This window comes from Paenibacillus sp. FSL E2-0178, assembly GCF_038593005.1.
GTDB classification, from domain to species: domain Bacteria; phylum Bacillota; class Bacilli; order Paenibacillales; family Paenibacillaceae; genus Paenibacillus_AQ; species Paenibacillus_AQ phytohabitans.
Genome location: NZ_CP151953.1, coordinates 5,503,251 through 5,519,299, shown reverse-complemented (window position 1 = coordinate 5,519,299; position 16,049 = coordinate 5,503,251). Strand labels below are relative to the sequence as shown.

Below are 16,049 nucleotides of genomic sequence, written 5' to 3'. Positions count from 1 at the left end.
TTACGTGTACACCCCCTGGGCCGTAGAGACAAATTCCTCTTTCAGCTTTTGCCCGATCTTCGTGATGATGGAGTCAATATCGCCGGAGTTATTAATATTCCCAGTTGTTACCTGCACAGTTGGTGTCAGCTCGACAAAATTCTGAATCGACTGAATCTCCGCCAGCTCCCGCAGCATGTCCAGGTCATCACTTGAGATATCCACCTTTTCATTAATGGAACCTACTTCGCCCACTTTGTTGACGCTGTTGATGTTCGCTGCAGCGGCTTGAGCAGGATTCTGGGATTTATCATCTTTTGGCTTGACCCGATCCAGCTTGGTATTGAATTTTGCGGGGAGATCTGATGCCTTGTCCCCATACTCCTTTACTGTTTTGGCGGTATCCACAAATTCTTTCTTTTTGGTATTGTACACATCCTTAGTTGATGTAGGCTCTACCAGGGTACCTTGAGCATTCTTAACCATATCACTGAAGACATGCGGATTCTCTGCTTCAAGAAAGTTAGGTTTGAAATCGGCCAGAAATTCAAAACCGGGAAATTTGCTTAACCACCCCGCCATAACTTGAATTCCCTTAAGCACAAAATTGATGCCTTCTGCTATAGCCTTTACGAACCCGCCTGCAAAGCTTTCAACACCTAACGCCATTTGGTAAATGAAGCCCAGGAAGTTCGTGGCCAGGTCATAAAATAGCTTTTGCACAGCATATGTCGGATCAATGAACAAGTTACGGAAGAAGTCTGCAAATGAAACGAAGTTATTATACAGACCGATAACAAAATTTTCTATCGTTGCCCGCAGCCAGCCAAAAGCTCCCCCGATAAAAGCCACTACCTCGTTTACGGACACACCTGCTTGTTGAAGAATGTAGATAAGCAGCGCTACAGCCGCAACAATTAAAAGGATCGGCCACATGCCTACAAGCCACGCGGCAGCAAGATTATATAACTGCACAATCATTGCAGCTATGAAGACAATGGCAATGGCCGCAAGGATCGGCCCTACAACATCCCAGTTCTCCTGGAACGCTGTAAACATATACAAGATGCCATTTACAACTTCTCCAATCACAGTAGCTATTACCAAGAATGCATTCGCGATCAGATTTAGTGCAGTAGACATTCCTTCAGATTGAAATGCATTATTCAAGGTATCCAGAATCGGACGCAACGCAACGATGGCTTTTTGACCCATCATTTCAACTGCGCTATCCATGTTGCCCTGCAGCTTGTTCCATTTCCCCTTATCTTCTTCCGTTGCGTTCGCAGCTATCGCTTTCGTACCCAGTGACTTAACCTTATCGAACACACCGCCAAGGTCCAGTGAACCCAAGGAGTCCTTCGTTTTGGAGAGGAATCCCGGCTCCGCTGCTTTCCGTGCCTTTTCTGCTGCCTTTTGTTCCTTTTCCGCTGCAGCTTCCTTCTTCTTGTTCTGCATATAACCTATGGCTTTATCCCCAACGTAAGTGATTAATTCGAATCCGCCTACGTCCAGTGCCTTCATTATTTTTTGAACTTCACCCATGAATCCGCTTTTGGCATTCCGGACATCGTTATTATCCGGATCGTCATCGTTAGAACTGCCCGCAGAGCGGCGGGACCTGGAAGAGTCACCTTCATCCGCGAGCCGTCTGGCCGCTTCCTGAGACTGCATGAACCCTTCCATGAAAGACTTGTTTTTCTCTTCATACACCCGCTCCAGTATCTGCTGCAGATCACCCAGCGAGTGGCTGGCCCGGTTAAAATTCTGGTTCAGCCGGTCCCACTGTGAGTTCACATTTTGCCAGACGGTTAATGCTGTTACGGGAACCAATGCTGTACTCGTAATTTCCATTCATTCACCCCCTTCATCTCTTCTTCCCCTTACTCCGGGCGCGCTCCCGCTTCTCCTTGTCCACGCGCACAGCAATCATGGCATAGATCGCCGCACGTTCGCGGACGGAGAGCTTCATCAGCTCATGCGGCAAAATATGCAGCTCGTGGAGGGCGTAGTAGGCCAGATTAGCCTCACCATCGCCCTCGTTGATTAGTTTTTTACGTCATCTACCAGCTCGTTCATATCTGTAGCGAAGCCGTTCAGAGCCTGTACCCGCTCACCAAGCGCCGCGAACTCACCGGGCAGCAGCATTTTGCGCAGCAGTGATTCGGCCCCCATCACCCCATAAGAGCGCTGCAGCTCGGTGTTCTTCAGATCCGGATGCACTACGCTTGCCGTCATCAGCTTGGCCATATACTCATTCGGATCAATCTCGGTGGTGTAGGTACCGTTCTTTCCTTTGACCTTGCGGGTTGCGGCTTTGCGGCATTCCTGGTTCTCATCTTCATTCATGCTGCGCAGCTTCCAGACGGCAGCTTTACCTTCCTTATCCTTGAAACGTTGCGAGACCACAAACTCCTCTGTTGTATCACATGCCGCATTTTGCGCAAAAAATAAACTTAATTCACTCATGTTGTTCCTCCCAGATTCTTATTGTGTATCAACAAAAGAAGAGACCCGCCGCCATATAATACGCCCGGGTCTTTCCAGCTGTTGTCTATGGATATGCCTGCTTAATCTTATTGGCCGGAATTTGCCGGGGCACTGAAGGGCTGAACCAATTCCACATCCTCAAAAGTAAAGCTGACCTCTTCCTCAAGCGCATCCGATTCCGTATCCAGCGAGGCCATAATGACACTGTCCAGATTAACATCCTTCAGCATGATGCGCTGCGCGCCAACTGTAGAGGACGGGTCTTCATTCGTTACAATAATACTGAAATACTGGTCAATCCCCGTCTTCATGTATTCCAGCATCATTTGGCGGAAACGGCTCGTCATATAGAAAATCGTCATCGTACCGCTGCCCGACCATCCGGTTGCCTTATGCTGCACCCCGCGGCGACCAAGCGTTTTCACTTCCGCCTTCTGCTTCTCCACCGTGGCTTCCAGCGTTTTTACATAGAACATTTCTTCCGTCTGTCCGTTAATTGTGGCATAAGCCCGGCCCTCCTGGCCGGATAGCGTATCGCTGGCTTTCAAGAATGTCATCTTAAACCACCTTCACTTTCATATATACTTTTTCTACGGAATCCACCGGCTTCACAGCCACATCCAGCACCACACTGTCACTGTCCGATCCAGGGGTAACTACAATATCACTCTGTGCGTTGAAGTTCTCAATCGCCTCCAGGTTCTGCAGATCATTCATATAGGTGACGCACTGCGACCAGAAGAGCGCACGCCCGTCTTCGTTATTTGGCAATTTGCCAATGAAGTAATTCTCAAAAATCCGTTTCAAATCACCGGCGATTCCATCCAGCACACGCAGCACACGGTTTTTGGAGAATGCCTTGCCCTTGTCTGGTGAAAAGGAAGTGAACGTGTTGATATCCTGCTCCACCACAGCCCGGCCGCCATTATACGTAAAGAGCAGTTCACCGTCTGTAAGCGCGGCTACGGTCTCGGAATGGCTGAAGCGCACATCCGCGTCAACGGCGTCATCGTAGGCCTGATAAGTCAGGGATTCGTTCACCGCAGCGGCGGCAGTAGCACCGGCTACCCAAGCCACGGCATGCGCTTTATCCACCACAGTTCCATCACTCAGCACCACACCGTTTGCCACACTGATAATGCCCTCATGGTCAGCCGTAGCGTAATCGGACAATACTGCCTGGACCTTCTTGCCTTCCGTATTGCGCAGACGCTTCACATAAGCGCTATATAGCGCCTTGAGTGTGTTATCCTCGGATACCAGCCCCACAGTCTGGAAGTCCTGAACCTCCAGCGCCGCCAGGAAGTCGCTATGTTCTGCATTCGTTACCGTACCATTCGCACCGCTTACAAGCGGCATCCCAGCCGTTAACGTCAGCGTACCTGGTCCATTCGGCTTAAATTCTACATAGTCGTTCGCAGTCAGCCCGGCAGCCGTAGCTACTGTCTGCTTGTCCACCTCTGTATTCTCAAGCAAAGTCCGCACATCGAACTGAGCGTTGTCGTCGATATTTTTTTCGATAACAATCTTGAGCGCATTACCGCGTTCTCCACCATACAGCGCTGTAGCCTGCACCCCGTTATTGGTGACTGTAGCCTTCACTCCCTGATTCAAACGGAAGAGCAGCAGCGTACCTGCCCGTTTCAGTACCTCTCTTACCGGCAGCAGCTGCGCATCTGTCAGATCAAAACCCAGCTTCTGCTTGAAATCATCCTGGGCAGTAAGCTTAAGAATGACTCCAGCTTGTCCCCAAGGCAGCGTAAGCGCCAGGGCCGCCGTACCGCGTTCCCCCATTTTACCTGACACGCTTCCGTTCGAAGCCACATTTACGTATACTCCCGGACGCACCTTGTTTTGTGTTGTCCATGTTCCTCCAGCCATTAGATAACCTCCTTATTTAGATAAAGCATCATTAATTGCTTAGCCTCTTCCAGGGTGTAGCTCCCGCTCTCTTGCAGAACTACTTCCAGTACATCTTTTTCCTTCGGCGAAAATACGACAGAACCCATAATCTGCTTTTTACCAAAAGCATTCCGGTCTTCTCCGCCCCGCTTCAGCTCAATTGCATTCATTTCCTTTGAACTCATTTCAGCCGTGCTCCTTCTGTGAAGTGACCCATCAGATCTGCCTCGCCCTGCGGCTGCTTCTGCTTCTGGAGATAGAGCATATAGTCCACTGTGAACAGCGGCCCATGTCCCTCTGCTCCTGCCTCCCATGACTGGCGAATCACACGAAAAGAAGAATTCCCGCTTTCCCTGGCCGCCAGCGCTTCACACAAGCCGTCCGCCATGCTCTCTGCATCCAGCAGACTTCCCTGCTCGTAGCGGATACCGAAACGGTACACCGCCATGTATCTGCCTTCACGCTGCCGGTCGTAGGTTGCTGAGATTAGCCCCGGTCTGAAGTAGGCTGACTGCGGCTTGTCCCCTTCCACATAGACAGGAATAGCCGGATAAAACTGTGCCAGCGCCTCCGTGATGCTCTCCCGTAATTGTTGTACAGTCATGATTTCATTCCTCTCAAGATAAGTTGTGATAATCCCTCCCCCCTTCCTTGAAATTACAAACGGATACTATCCTGACAAGAGTAATATCCGCCTTGTATTAGGCCTCTGCTGAAGGAACTTTCACCACGCTTGTTCCTCAGCCCCCAAGGGACTGTATCTTGTAGAGCATTCATGCTCCAGCGGTGTCCTTCTGCTTCATTTGCCATGTTATAAATATAGACCCTTTGAATCTCTGCGCAGACGCTATTATAGAGGAGAAAGGACTAACTTCCGGAGACCCTTGGGATGAAAAAAGGAGGTACCAGTGGTGCCGCAAAAAAAGCCGCATCACCCATTGGGCAACACGGCTTCGTGCACTACTTATTATCTAAAACAACTGAATCTCCAGGCTATTTCCGCGAGAAGATTCAGCTTCAGCAGACAGTCTGCTATTTCTCCTTCCGGGCCCCAGAAGATGTTTTCTCAAGCGCAGCTAATGATAACAACTGCATATCTGCGAGCGCGAGTGCCATTTTATAGAACGCCTTCGACCTTATTTTCACATAAGTGTCCTTGCTCACCGGGGGATCGAACACATGATTATAGATCGTGTAGTCATAGCTCTCCTCTCTGCGCAAGTAACGCTCCCTCACAAGCTGCTGTTCCCTAAGTGTAAGCCTTTCTACTACAGAATCTATCAGTGCACAGTATGCTCTTCTTGCCGCAGGCACATCCACGTTATGAGTTGCTATAGCCGCCGTCTGATCCGTAACCGAATTAGTCGCGCCATGAAATCTTTCCGTATAGGAGTACGTAATTCCAGCCTCTTTAGCCTCGAAAGTTACGGTCTTAAAAATACGGTATTTCTCCAGCATATTCTCTATAGTGACCTGAGTAAGACGGCGGTCAAGCTCGGGCAGCGAAGCTAGAATCATCATGTGAACCACTCCTTTGATGTTGAACAGATTTGAGAACTTTATTGCGGACCTTTGCAGCGAAATGTGGTAGAATTCTACTTGTTCGTATATTGTTCGCCTTTTTCAATAATATACCACTTATCTACCAATTCCGTAAAATCCCATTTAAGCCCGTTTTAGAGCAGAAACATGCTATATTCATTAATTATCTTACCTTTTGGCAATAATAGCCGCTTTATTGTTTACCTATTGGCATAAATAGCTTATATTAATAGCAACAGCTTATTAGGTGATAAGGAGTGGTTAACAATGGCAGAGGAATTCGGGAACTATCTGAAACGGCTTCGGGAAGGAAAGGGACTGACAATCAATCAGTTGGCATCCCTTGCCGGAATCAGCGGAGCACAAATATCGCGGATAGAGAATGGACTACGGGGTGTCCCTAAGCCGGCTACACTGCGTAAGATTGCTGAAGCGACCGATGTCTCTTATGAGGAGCTTATGGGCCATGCCGGTCATTTAACCGAATCACAGAGTAGTACTGGAGGTACTGGAGGGTCAGTGCCTGCATGGGCTACGAGTAAGGATAAGCGTGATTTCCGCCAAATGCTTGAGGATGACGGTGAGCTGATGTTTGACGGGATCCCACTGAACAAGGAAGATAAGCAGCGGATCAAGGATGTATTGACAGGTCTATTCTGGGAGGCCAAGCAGATGAACAAAAGAACCAAGCCCAAGCACGATTCAAGTACGAAGGAATAGCCAGGCTATCATACAACTATTAACATGCTGCGGGTGAAGAATATGGATGAGCTAATCAAGCGTCTGGTCAAAAAATATAAAACCAACAGCCCCTTCGAGCTGGCTGCGGCCCTCGGCATTCACATCAGGTTCATGAATCTGGGCGAAGGCACCAAGGGCTTGTATTACCGTAAGTTAAGAAGAAGGTTTATCGTCATTCATAATGAGCTACCTCTGGAATGGCAGCGGTTTGTATGTGCGCATGAATTGGCCCATGACCGTCTGCATAAAGGGGTTAACCGTTTTTTTCTAGAGGAAAACTCTTTTTTCTCACCGGGGAAGCTGGAGCGTCAGGCTAATATATTCGCAGTGAAGCTGCTATCCGCTGGAACTTCTATCGAGCAGGATGAATCTTTACAGAGCTATTATGCAAGGATCGGCATCCCGGCAGAGGTTGTCTTTTTTTTAGACGATTAAAGGAACATACGTTCCTTTAATAACGCAACAAAAAACTCTTACCGAAGTAAGAGTTCATTGCCAGCTATTAGCTGTGTTATCGGGATGACACGATTTGAACATGCGACCCCCTGGTCCCAAACCAGGTGCTCTACCAAGCTGAGCTACATCCCGAAACTATGAAATTTAATATGGAGCGGGTGATGGGAATCGAACCCACGCTATCAGCTTGGAAGGCTGAAGTTCTACCATTGAACTACACCCGCAAAGGTGAAATATCGGGATGACACGATTTGAACATGCGACCCCCTGGTCCCAAACCAGGTGCTCTACCAAGCTGAGCTACATCCCGTAAAAGTAAATATGGCGCGCCCTGAGAGATTCGAACTCCCGACCTTTTGATTCGTAGTCAAACGCTCTATCCAGCTGAGCTAAGGGCGCAAAAATTATGGAGCGGACGACGGGAATCGAACCCGCGACCCTCGCCTTGGCAAGGCGATGCTCTACCGCTGAGCCACGTCCGCAAACAAGTGGTGCGCGTGAAGGGACTTGAACCCCCACGTCTTACGACGCCAGATCCTAAGTCTGGTGCGTCTGCCATTCCGCCACACGCGCATAAAACTAATAAAAGTGAGCCATGAAGGACTCGAACCTTCGACACCCTGATTAAAAGTCAGGTGCTCTACCAACTGAGCTAATGGCTCGCAATTGGCAGGGGATATAGGATTCGAACCTATGATGACGGAGTCAGAGTCCGTTGCCTTACCGCTTGGCGAATCCCCTACAATAGATACCTATATAATGCCCACAATCTCCCACAAATATCAAGAAAATTATGGTGGAGGCTGAGGGGTTCGAACCCCCGACCCTCTGCTTGTAAGGCAGATGCTCTCCCAGCTGAGCTAAGCCTCCATATGTATGGTGACCCAAAGGGGCATAAAAATTGGTGACCCGTATGGGATACTCTTCACTCCGTTACGAGATTGCGATGTATTCCTACGAAGCCTATGCTTCAACGAATCCTGGGAATTCTCATCCCATAAAAATTGGTGACCCGTATGGGATTCGAACCCATGTTACCTCCGTGAAAGGGAGGTGTCTTAACCCCTTGACCAACGGGCCTTAGTAAATCTGTGGAGCTCTCAACCGGATTCGAACCGGTGACCTCTTCCTTACCATGGAAGCACTCTACCTGCTGAGCTATGAGAGCATGGCTCCCCGAACAGGACTCGAACCTGTGACAACTCGATTAACAGTCGAGTGCTCTACCAACTGAGCTATCAGGGAATATTGTCCGCTTGGCGGCGTCCTACTCTCCCAGGACCCTTCGGTCCAAGTACCATCGGCGCTGGAGGGCTTAACGGTCGTGTTCGGGATGGGTACGCGTGGAACCCCTCCGCTATCGCCACCAAACGGGCATTTACAGCGTAAATGCTTCAGGAATTTGATTCCTGAAAACTGAATCCGAAACGAATCTGCATTCTTCGAAATTTGGATAAGCCCTCGACCGATTAGTATTGGTCAGCTCCATGCATTGCTGCACTTCCACCTCCAACCTATCTACCTCGTCGTCTTCAAGGGGTCTTACTAATTGGGAAATCTCATCTTGAGGGGGGCTTCACGCTTAGATGCTTTCAGCGCTTATCCCGTCCGTACGTAGCTACTCAGCCATGCTCCTGGCGGAACAACTGATGCACCAGCGGTACGTCCATCCCGGTCCTCTCGTACTAAGGACAGCTCCTCTCAAATTTCCTGCGCCCACGACAGATAGGGACCGAACTGTCTCACGACGTTCTGAACCCAGCTCGCGTACCGCTTTAATGGGCGAACAGCCCAACCCTTGGGACCTACTTCAGCCCCAGGATGCGATGAGCCGACATCGAGGTGCCAAACCTCCCCGTCGATGTGGACTCTTGGGGGAGATAAGCCTGTTATCCCCAGGGTAGCTTTTATCCGTTGAGCGATGGCCCTTCCATGCGGTACCACCGGATCACTAAGTCCGACTTTCGTCCCTGCTCGACTTGTTGGTCTCGCAGTCAAGCTCCCTTATGCCTTTGCACTCTTCGAATGATTTCCAACCATTCTGAGGGAACCTTTGAACGCCTCCGTTACTCTTTAGGAGGCGACCGCCCCAGTCAAACTGCCCGCCTGACACGGTCCCCGTACCCGGTAAGGGCACTAGGTTAGAACCTAGATACGATCAGGGTGGTATCCCAACGGCGCCTCCGCAGAAGCTTGCGCTCCTGCCTCAACGGCTCCCACCTATCCTGTACAGATCGTACCCAAATTCAATATCAAGCTGCAGTAAAGCTCCATGGGGTCTTTCCGTCTTGTCGCGGGTAACCTGCATCTTCACAGGTATTAAAATTTCACCGGATCTCTCGTTGAGACAGCGCCCAAGTCGTTACGCCATTCGTGCGGGTCAGAATTTACCTGACAAGGAATTTCGCTACCTTAGGACCGTTATAGTTACGGCCGCCGTTTACTGGGGCTTCGGTTCACAGCTTCGGATTGCTCCTAACCACTCCCCTTAACCTTCCAGCACCGGGCAGGCGTCAGCCCGTATACTTCGCCTTGCGGCTTCGCACAGACCTGTGTTTTTGCTAAACAGTCGCTTGGGCCTTTTCACTGCGGCCCCCTCGGGCTATTCACCCTACCGAGGCACCTCTTCTCCCGAAGTTACGAGGTCATTTTGCCGAGTTCCTTAACGAGAGTTCTTCCGCGCGCCTTAGAATTCTCTTCTCGCCTACCTGTGTCGGTTTGCGGTACGGGCACCTTCTCCTGGCTAGAGGCTTTTCTTGGCAGTGTGAGATCATGACCTTCGCTACTACAATTTTCGCTCCCCATCACAGCCCAGCCTTAATGATGTGCGGATTTGCCTACACATCAGCCTCACTGCTTAGACGGACACATCCATCAGTCCGTGTCACTACCCTCCTGCGTCACCCCATCGCTCATAGCGGATTACGGTGGTACAGTAATTTCAAACTGTTGTCCTTCGACTACGCCTTTCGGCCTCGCCTTAGGTCCCGACTTACCCTGAGCGGACGAGCCTTCCTCAGGAAACCTTGGGCTTTCGGCGGATCAGATTCTCACTGATCTTTTCGTTACTCATACCGGCATTCTCACTTGTATGCTGTCCAGCGCTCCTTACGGTACACCTTCAACCTACATACAACGCTCCCCTACCCCAGATGCAAAGCATCTAGCCATAGCTTCGGTGGTGTGTTTAGCCCCGTTACATTTTCGGCGCAGAGTCACTCGACCAGTGAGCTATTACGCACTCTTTCAATGGTGGCTGCTTCTAAGCCAACATCCTGGTTGTCTGTGCAACTCCACATCCTTTCCCACTTAACACACACTTGGGGACCTTAGCTGATGGTCTGGGCTGTTTCCCTTTTGACAATGGATCTTAGCACTCACTGTCTGACTCCCGGCAAGAAGTTAATGGCATTCGGAGTTTGACTGAGCTTGGTAACCCTTGCGGGCCCCGCACCCAATCAGTGCTCTACCTCCACCACTCCATTCACCGAGGCTAGCCCTAAAGCTATTTCGGGGAGAACCAGCTATCTCCGAGTTCGATTGGAATTTCTCCGCTACCCCCACCTCATCCCCGCATTTTTCAACATGCGTGGGTTCGGGCCTCCAGTGCGTGTTACCGCACCTTCACCCTGGACAGGGGTAGATCACACGGTTTCGGGTCTACGTCCACATACTTAAGTCGCCCTATTCAGACTCGCTTTCGCTGCGGCTCCGGCTTCTCACCTTAACCTTGCATGTTAAACGTAACTCGCCGGTTCATTCTACAAAAGGCACGCCATCACCCATTAATAGGGCTCTGACTTTTTGTAAGCACACGGTTTCAGGTTCTATTTCACTCCCCTTCCGGGGTGCTTTTCACCTTTCCCTCACGGTACTGTTTCACTATCGGTCGCCAGGTAGTATTTAGCCTTAGCAGATGGTCCTGCTGGATTCATACGGGGTTTCACGTGCCCCGCACTACTCGGGATCCGTCTCGGAGAGAACACAGTTTAGGCTACAGGGCTTTTACCTCTATCGCGGGCCTTTCCAGACCTCTTCGCCTACCATATTCCTTTGTAACTCCATGTGAGACGTCCCACAACCCCAAGGGGCAAGCCCCTTGGTTTAGGCTGTTCCGCGTTCGCTCGCCGCTACTGACGGAATCACTATTGTTTTCTCTTCCTCAGGGTACTTAGATGTTTCAGTTCCCCTGGTCTGCCTCTACATTTCCTATGTATTCAGAAATGAGTAACTGCGAATTACCACAGCTGGGTTTCCCCATTCGGACACCCCCGGATCAAAGCTTGCTTACAGCTCCCCGAGGCAGTTTCGTTGTTCGCCACGTCCTTCGTCGGCTCCTGGCGCCTAGGCATCCTCCGTGTGCTCTTATTAGCTTAACCATGCGTTTTCCGTTAGGGAAATCGCTGTATCAACTAATAACTATTTCAACTTGCTTACACAAGTTTCAGCTAAAAGATGTTCTAAAACGCAAATTCGTTTCGGTATCCAGTTTTCAAGGATCAAGTTCTTGCATATAATCTTGTAAAGAAGTATTGGTGGAGCCAAGCGGGATCGAACCGCTGACCTCCTGCTTGCAAGGCAGGCGCTCTCCCAGCTGAGCTATGGCCCCATATAGGTATTCAATTCTAAAATGTTATATGGTGGGCCTTGGTGGACTCGAACCACCGACCTCACCCTTATCAGAGGTGCGCTCTAACCAACTGAGCTAAAAGCCCATATAACAGATAACATTGTGAATCAACCAATAAATTGATTGTTCGCTCGGCGGCGTCCTACTCTCCCAGGACCCTTCGGTCCAAGTACCATCGGCGCTGGAGGGCTTAACGGTCGTGTTCGGGATGGGTACGTGTGGAACCCCTCCGCTATCGCCACCAAACGCATACGAAAGAGACTTGCTCTTTCAAAACTGAACACGAGTGAGTGTCCGAACCCGAAGGTTCTATTGTGGAAGCTTTAGCTTCCGATTTGAATGTTTCCGTTGCAGGAAACGATTCTCCATAGAAAGGAGGTGATCCAGCCGCACCTTCCGATACGGCTACCTTGTTACGACTTCACCCCAATCATCTACCCCACCTTCGGCGGCTGGCTCCCTTGCGGGTTACCCCACCGACTTCGGGTGTTGTAAACTCTCGTGGTGTGACGGGCGGTGTGTACAAGACCCGGGAACGTATTCACCGCGGCATGCTGATCCGCGATTACTAGCAATTCCGACTTCATGCAGGCGAGTTGCAGCCTGCAATCCGAACTGAGACCGGCTTTGCTGGGATTGGCTCCACCTCGCGGTTTCGCTTCCCGTTGTACCGGCCATTGTAGTACGTGTGTAGCCCAGGTCATAAGGGGCATGATGATTTGACGTCATCCCCACCTTCCTCCGGTTTGTCACCGGCAGTCACTCTAGAGTGCCCAGCTTAACCTGCTGGCAACTAAAGTCAAGGGTTGCGCTCGTTGCGGGACTTAACCCAACATCTCACGACACGAGCTGACGACAACCATGCACCACCTGTCTCCGATGCTCCGAAGAGGGGCACTATCTCTAATGCTTTCATCGGGATGTCAAGACCTGGTAAGGTTCTTCGCGTTGCTTCGAATTAAACCACATACTCCACTGCTTGTGCGGGTCCCCGTCAATTCCTTTGAGTTTCAGTCTTGCGACCGTACTCCCCAGGCGGAGTGCTTACTGTGTTAACTTCGGCACCAAGGGTATCGAAACCCCTAACACCTAGCACTCATCGTTTACGGCGTGGACTACCAGGGTATCTAATCCTGTTTGCTCCCCACGCTTTCGCGCCTCAGCGTCAGTTACAGCCCAGAAAGTCGCCTTCGCCACTGGTGTTCCTCCACATATCTACGCATTTCACCGCTACACGTGGAATTCCACTTTCCTCTTCTGTACTCAAGTCACCCAGTTTCCAGTGCGACCCCAGGTTGAGCCCAAGGTTTAAACACCAGACTTAAATGACCGCCTGCGCGCGCTTTACGCCCAATAATTCCGGACAACGCTTGCCCCCTACGTATTACCGCGGCTGCTGGCACGTAGTTAGCCGGGGCTTTCTTCTCAGGTACCGTCACTCCGGTAGCAGTTACTCTACCGGACGTTCTTCCCTGGCAACAGAGCTTTACGATCCGAAAACCTTCATCACTCACGCGGCATTGCTCCGTCAGGCTTTCGCCCATTGCGGAAGATTCCCTACTGCTGCCTCCCGTAGGAGTCTGGGCCGTGTCTCAGTCCCAGTGTGGCCGTTCACCCTCTCAGGTCGGCTACGCATCGTCGCCTTGGTGAGCCGTTACCCCACCAACTAGCTAATGCGCCGCAGGCCCATCCCCAAGTGGCAGATTGCTCCGCCTTTCATTCTCTCTTCAGGAGAGGAAAGAAATTATCCGGTATTAGCTACCGTTTCCGGTAGTTATCCCAGTCTTGAGGGCAGGTTGCCTACGTGTTACTCACCCGTCCGCCGCTAAGTAAGAATGGAAGCAAGCTTCCATTCTTACTCCGCTCGACTTGCATGTATTAGGCATGCCGCCAGCGTTCGTCCTGAGCCAGGATCAAACTCTCCAAATTGGTTTTAGAAAGAGCGATTGCTCATTTTGAAACATCTGACGAGAATTTACATTCTCTATTTTGGAAGTCACTTTCGTGATTTCCGATACTCACTCGTTGTTCAGTTTTCAAAGATCAATGTCTCATTTTAGCTCTTCACCGCATCTCAGCGGCGACCTTTATAATATATCATAGTATTTCGTTGTTTGGCAAGCTTTTTTTTGAAAAAGTTATTTTTCATTATTTCCTGCCTGCAGCACCCTTTTAAACATTCAAAAGGAGCGCGAGATATAATGTATCATGCCGGCTCCCTTTTAGTCAAGCTATTAGGTTAATTTTATTTGTTCCGGTCTTATAGCCTTTAGAATTCAATGTTTGAACTGTGAGGAACGGCCTCCCCACGCGTACTTGGACAACTCCTTCTGTGGGGCAAAACGTGCATACATACGGAATACAGTTTTATATCGATTGGCAATAGCGTGTCTGATATTCTGATCTAAACGCTGATCGCTCAAATCCAGAAGCATTTCATCCAGCTCTTTGCGCAAAACATAGTCCAGCTCCTTGCATTCCTTCTCATTGAACAACATCCCGAGCATATGCTTGGCCTCCTTCATGAAATTCATAGCTATCAACAACCATCAAATGCCATGTCCTCTACTGTAGAAAATAGACCATTCGATGTGGGAAGCTCCTATTGTACTGCTTACATTAGATTAACCGGAGCATTGGATCTATAACCATAATTATAAAAAATTCCATCATGGTCTCGTTATATCCAAATTCCGACTATGGGACCAATTTATTTGGCTTTTAATGTTATGCTCAATTCCCATAAATTTTATGATAAAAGTGAAAATGTAATTGTACTCTCAATGATTGCGGCAACGAACAGCAGAATAACAATCCATACCGAAGCGGTAAAAGTCTGCCGCATGAACGCCCGCCAATGGTCCGCTTCCCTCTCATTCCTCTTTCCCGCCCTAAACAGGGCAGCCAACACTTTGCCTCCGAACTGCAGACCAAAGGCACAGGCAATTATGATTGCCGGAATCTCGATAATCCCGTGCGGAAGCAATCCTTTTACAATCAGGGTGAACAGGTCCTGTCCCTGTATTGCGGACAGATGAATCAGATAACCAATGACCGCACCGTTAATCAGCAGGAAGAACACCGGCAATATTCCAAACAGTGCCCCTAGAAATATAATGACTACGCTTTTGATGCTGTTGTTCAGAAAGATAAATACAAAAAAGCTCCATTGCGGATTAGAGGACTCTCTAAGGTTCCCGCTGATTTCGCTGATTCCTTTCAATTGCTCATTCAGCAGCTGCTGCAGACTTCCCATACCGATCCAGCCAATTACTCCGCCGGCTATGAATAACAAGGCTGCTGTCAGCAGCGCTTTGCGGATCGTTCCCAGATCTTTGATAAACGTATTAAAAGATAACATGTGTACCTCCCGAAATGATATCGCTCTTTAAAAGCATTTGCTGCGGTTTTATATCTGCGGTCATAAGCGTCCTGTACGAGCATACATTTAGAACAAACAAGCATTTCGCATGGGAGAGGAGCGCTGACATTATGAATTCTTTTTATGTATTCAGCGGCAAAAAGATAAAACGGTTCATTTATATCTTTGCTGCTGCGCTTCTTACCGCCGGCGTCGTCTATGTCGAGAGGGGTAATATTACTGTTTTCTCTGAAGCAGCCCCTTCCGCCATTTACAGCGTGCCGACGGAAAAGAAGCTGATCGCCTTAACCTTTGATATTAGCTGGGGGGAGAAGAGACCGGAACCGATCCTGAAGGTGCTGGAAGACAAAAAGGTGGATAAGGCTACCTTCTTTCTATCCTCCCCTTGGAGTAAGACCCATCCAGAGATTGTCACCAGCATCAAAGACGCCGGATACGAGATTGGCAGCCACGGCCACAAGCATGTGAACTACAGTACACTGAGCAATGAAGAAATCCGTACGCAAATTACTACAGCCCATACGGTCTTGACCGAATTAACAGGTACACAGCCTAACCTCATCAGAATGCCTAACGGCGATTTTGACAAAAGAGTACTGCAGGTTGCCTCCGACCTTGGTTATAAGGTCATTCAATGGGATACAGATTCGCTGGACTGGAAGAACATCGGTGTGGATAATATCGTGAATCGTGTGACGAGCAAGGCCCATCCCGGAGATATCGTACTGCTGCATGCCAGCGACTCCTGTAAGCAGACTCATGAGGCATTGCCGCAAATCATTGATAAGCTGCGCAGCCAGGGATATGAATTCGTTACTGTCTCTGAACTAATCAGCCAAAGCAGTGCAGACGGCAAAGAAGTCCGCGACTCTGCTTGGCTGGATAATGGCTTGGAAGACGCTGCCGGGATGTAGTCCAGCCTATTCC

The 16,049-nt window shown here is 49.7% G+C and carries 12 protein-coding genes, 14 tRNA genes and 4 rRNA genes; 3 read left to right on the top strand and 27 right to left on the bottom strand.

Annotated features, from left to right (window positions below; translation table 11 throughout):
- The 7 genes from MHI42_RS24150 to MHI42_RS24120 all read right to left on the bottom strand — a co-directional run bounded on the left by MHI42_RS24150 (position 1) and on the right by MHI42_RS24120 (position 5,886).
- On the bottom strand, positions 1 to 1,833 hold the full coding sequence (locus MHI42_RS24150) for a hypothetical protein (protein ID WP_340985185.1): 1,833 nt from the start codon (positions 1,831 to 1,833) through the stop codon (positions 1 to 3).
- 192 nt (positions 1,834 to 2,025) lie between these two features.
- On the bottom strand, positions 2,026 to 2,448 hold the full coding sequence (locus tag MHI42_RS24145) for a phage portal protein (protein ID WP_039294170.1): 423 nt from the start codon (positions 2,446 to 2,448) through the stop codon (positions 2,026 to 2,028).
- A gap of 107 nt (positions 2,449 to 2,555) precedes the next feature.
- Complete coding sequence (locus MHI42_RS24140; protein ID WP_039294168.1) at positions 2,556 to 3,026, bottom strand: phage tail tube protein; 471 nt, start codon at positions 3,024 to 3,026, stop codon at positions 2,556 to 2,558.
- A gap of 1 nt (position 3,027) precedes the next feature.
- Positions 3,028 to 4,350: a phage tail sheath family protein gene (locus MHI42_RS24135; RefSeq protein WP_342420857.1), complete on the bottom strand. Its 1,323-nt coding sequence runs from the start codon at positions 4,348 to 4,350 to the stop codon at positions 3,028 to 3,030.
- A complete protein-coding gene (locus tag MHI42_RS24130) occupies positions 4,350 to 4,556 on the bottom strand; it encodes a hypothetical protein (protein ID WP_342420856.1) in 207 nt (68 codons plus the stop codon). Before MHI42_RS24130 ends, MHI42_RS24135 begins: the two co-directional genes overlap by 1 nt.
- Entirely contained in the window at positions 4,553 to 4,975 is a 423-nt protein-coding gene (locus MHI42_RS24125) for a DUF6838 family protein (protein WP_342420855.1), read from the bottom strand. Before MHI42_RS24125 ends, MHI42_RS24130 begins: the two co-directional genes overlap by 4 nt.
- A 428-nt stretch (positions 4,976 to 5,403) precedes the next feature.
- Positions 5,404 to 5,886 (bottom strand): ArpU family phage packaging/lysis transcriptional regulator, encoded by a 483-nt coding sequence (locus tag MHI42_RS24120; protein WP_342424797.1) that lies wholly within the window; start codon positions 5,884 to 5,886, stop codon positions 5,404 to 5,406.
- Positions 5,887 to 6,180: 294 nt separating this feature from the next.
- On the opposite strand from MHI42_RS24120, the gene MHI42_RS24115 reads away from it, so the two are divergent.
- Together MHI42_RS24115 and MHI42_RS24110 are read left to right on the top strand one after the other, a co-directional pair.
- The gene (locus tag MHI42_RS24115; protein ID WP_342420854.1) at positions 6,181 to 6,633 is read left to right on the top strand and encodes a helix-turn-helix domain-containing protein; all 453 of its coding nucleotides are present in this window, start codon (positions 6,181 to 6,183) and stop codon (positions 6,631 to 6,633) included.
- A 42-nt stretch (positions 6,634 to 6,675) separates the two neighbouring features.
- Positions 6,676 to 7,089, top strand: a complete 414-nt coding sequence (locus MHI42_RS24110; RefSeq protein ID WP_342424796.1) for an ImmA/IrrE family metallo-endopeptidase — start codon at positions 6,676 to 6,678, stop codon at positions 7,087 to 7,089.
- Between the two features lie 79 nt (positions 7,090 to 7,168).
- On the opposite strand, the gene MHI42_RS24105 is transcribed toward MHI42_RS24110, so the two are convergent.
- The 20 genes from MHI42_RS24105 to MHI42_RS24010 form a co-directional block, all read right to left on the bottom strand.
- A tRNA-Pro gene (locus tag MHI42_RS24105) sits at positions 7,169 to 7,242 on the bottom strand.
- 18 nt (positions 7,243 to 7,260) lie between these two features.
- Positions 7,261 to 7,334: transfer RNA gene (locus tag MHI42_RS24100), tRNA-Gly, on the bottom strand.
- 12 nt (positions 7,335 to 7,346) lie between these two features.
- Positions 7,347 to 7,420: transfer RNA gene (locus tag MHI42_RS24095), tRNA-Pro, on the bottom strand.
- A 12-nt stretch (positions 7,421 to 7,432) separates the two neighbouring features.
- A tRNA-Arg gene (locus tag MHI42_RS24090) sits at positions 7,433 to 7,509 on the bottom strand.
- Positions 7,510 to 7,517: 8 nt separating this feature from the next.
- Positions 7,518 to 7,592, bottom strand: a tRNA-Gly gene (locus MHI42_RS24085).
- Positions 7,593 to 7,599: 7 nt separating this feature from the next.
- A tRNA-Leu gene (locus tag MHI42_RS24080) sits at positions 7,600 to 7,683 on the bottom strand.
- Positions 7,684 to 7,699: 16 nt separating this feature from the next.
- Positions 7,700 to 7,772, bottom strand: a tRNA-Lys gene (locus tag MHI42_RS24075).
- 5 nt (positions 7,773 to 7,777) lie between these two features.
- Positions 7,778 to 7,851 (bottom strand) — tRNA-Gln (locus tag MHI42_RS24070).
- 53 nt (positions 7,852 to 7,904) lie between these two features.
- A tRNA-Val gene (locus MHI42_RS24065) sits at positions 7,905 to 7,980 on the bottom strand.
- Positions 7,981 to 8,115: 135 nt separating this feature from the next.
- A tRNA-Glu gene (locus MHI42_RS24060) sits at positions 8,116 to 8,190 on the bottom strand.
- A gap of 12 nt (positions 8,191 to 8,202) precedes the next feature.
- Positions 8,203 to 8,278: transfer RNA gene (locus tag MHI42_RS24055), tRNA-Thr, on the bottom strand.
- Position 8,279: 1 nt separating this feature from the next.
- A tRNA-Asn gene (locus MHI42_RS24050) sits at positions 8,280 to 8,355 on the bottom strand.
- A 9-nt stretch (positions 8,356 to 8,364) separates the two neighbouring features.
- A 5S ribosomal RNA gene (gene rrf / locus MHI42_RS24045) occupies positions 8,365 to 8,481 on the bottom strand.
- A 78-nt stretch (positions 8,482 to 8,559) separates the two neighbouring features.
- Positions 8,560 to 11,489, bottom strand: a 23S ribosomal RNA gene (locus MHI42_RS24040).
- A gap of 154 nt (positions 11,490 to 11,643) precedes the next feature.
- Positions 11,644 to 11,719 (bottom strand) — tRNA-Ala (locus MHI42_RS24035).
- Positions 11,720 to 11,748: 29 nt separating this feature from the next.
- Positions 11,749 to 11,825: transfer RNA gene (locus tag MHI42_RS24030), tRNA-Ile, on the bottom strand.
- 44 nt (positions 11,826 to 11,869) lie between these two features.
- A 5S ribosomal RNA gene (gene rrf, locus MHI42_RS24025) occupies positions 11,870 to 11,986 on the bottom strand.
- Positions 11,987 to 12,111: 125 nt separating this feature from the next.
- Positions 12,112 to 13,669, bottom strand: a 16S ribosomal RNA gene (locus MHI42_RS24020).
- Together the 16S, 23S and 5S rRNA genes with 14 tRNA genes alongside form the textbook arrangement of a ribosomal RNA operon.
- A gap of 347 nt (positions 13,670 to 14,016) precedes the next feature.
- On the bottom strand, positions 14,017 to 14,247 hold the full coding sequence (locus MHI42_RS24015) for a hypothetical protein (protein ID WP_025336637.1): 231 nt from the start codon (positions 14,245 to 14,247) through the stop codon (positions 14,017 to 14,019).
- Between the two features lie 242 nt (positions 14,248 to 14,489).
- Entirely contained in the window at positions 14,490 to 15,101 is a 612-nt protein-coding gene (locus tag MHI42_RS24010) for a stage II sporulation protein M (RefSeq protein ID WP_342420853.1), read from the bottom strand.
- Between the two features lie 131 nt (positions 15,102 to 15,232).
- Between MHI42_RS24010 and pdaB the strand changes: the two genes are divergently transcribed.
- Complete coding sequence (gene pdaB / locus MHI42_RS24005; protein WP_042140121.1) at positions 15,233 to 16,036, top strand: polysaccharide deacetylase family sporulation protein PdaB; 804 nt, start codon at positions 15,233 to 15,235, stop codon at positions 16,034 to 16,036.
- Positions 16,037 to 16,049 lie beyond the last annotated feature (13 nt).

Excerpts from the sequence above, each read along its gene's own strand:
- pdaB (WP_042140121.1), top strand. The coding sequence starts at position 15,233 with ATGAATTCTTTTTATGTATTCAGCGGCAAAAAGATAAAACGGTTCATT.
- MHI42_RS24110 (WP_342424796.1), top strand. The coding sequence starts at position 6,676 with ATGGATGAGCTAATCAAGCGTCTGGTCAAAAAATATAAAACCAACAGC.
- MHI42_RS24140 (WP_039294168.1), bottom strand. The coding sequence starts at position 3,026 with ATGACATTCTTGAAAGCCAGCGATACGCTATCCGGCCAGGAGGGCCGG.
- MHI42_RS24125 (WP_342420855.1), bottom strand. The coding sequence starts at position 4,975 with ATGACTGTACAACAATTACGGGAGAGCATCACGGAGGCGCTGGCACAG.
- MHI42_RS24150 (WP_340985185.1), bottom strand. The coding sequence starts at position 1,833 with ATGGAAATTACGAGTACAGCATTGGTTCCCGTAACAGCATTAACCGTC.
- MHI42_RS24145 (WP_039294170.1), bottom strand. The coding sequence starts at position 2,448 with ATGAGTGAATTAAGTTTATTTTTTGCGCAAAATGCGGCATGTGATACA.
- MHI42_RS24135 (WP_342420857.1), bottom strand. The coding sequence starts at position 4,350 with ATGGCTGGAGGAACATGGACAACACAAAACAAGGTGCGTCCGGGAGTA.
- MHI42_RS24010 (WP_342420853.1), bottom strand. The coding sequence starts at position 15,101 with ATGTTATCTTTTAATACGTTTATCAAAGATCTGGGAACGATCCGCAAA.
- MHI42_RS24130 (WP_342420856.1), bottom strand. The coding sequence starts at position 4,556 with ATGAGTTCAAAGGAAATGAATGCAATTGAGCTGAAGCGGGGCGGAGAA.
- MHI42_RS24015 (WP_025336637.1), bottom strand. The coding sequence starts at position 14,247 with ATGCTCGGGATGTTGTTCAATGAGAAGGAATGCAAGGAGCTGGACTAT.
- MHI42_RS24115 (WP_342420854.1), top strand. The coding sequence starts at position 6,181 with ATGGCAGAGGAATTCGGGAACTATCTGAAACGGCTTCGGGAAGGAAAG.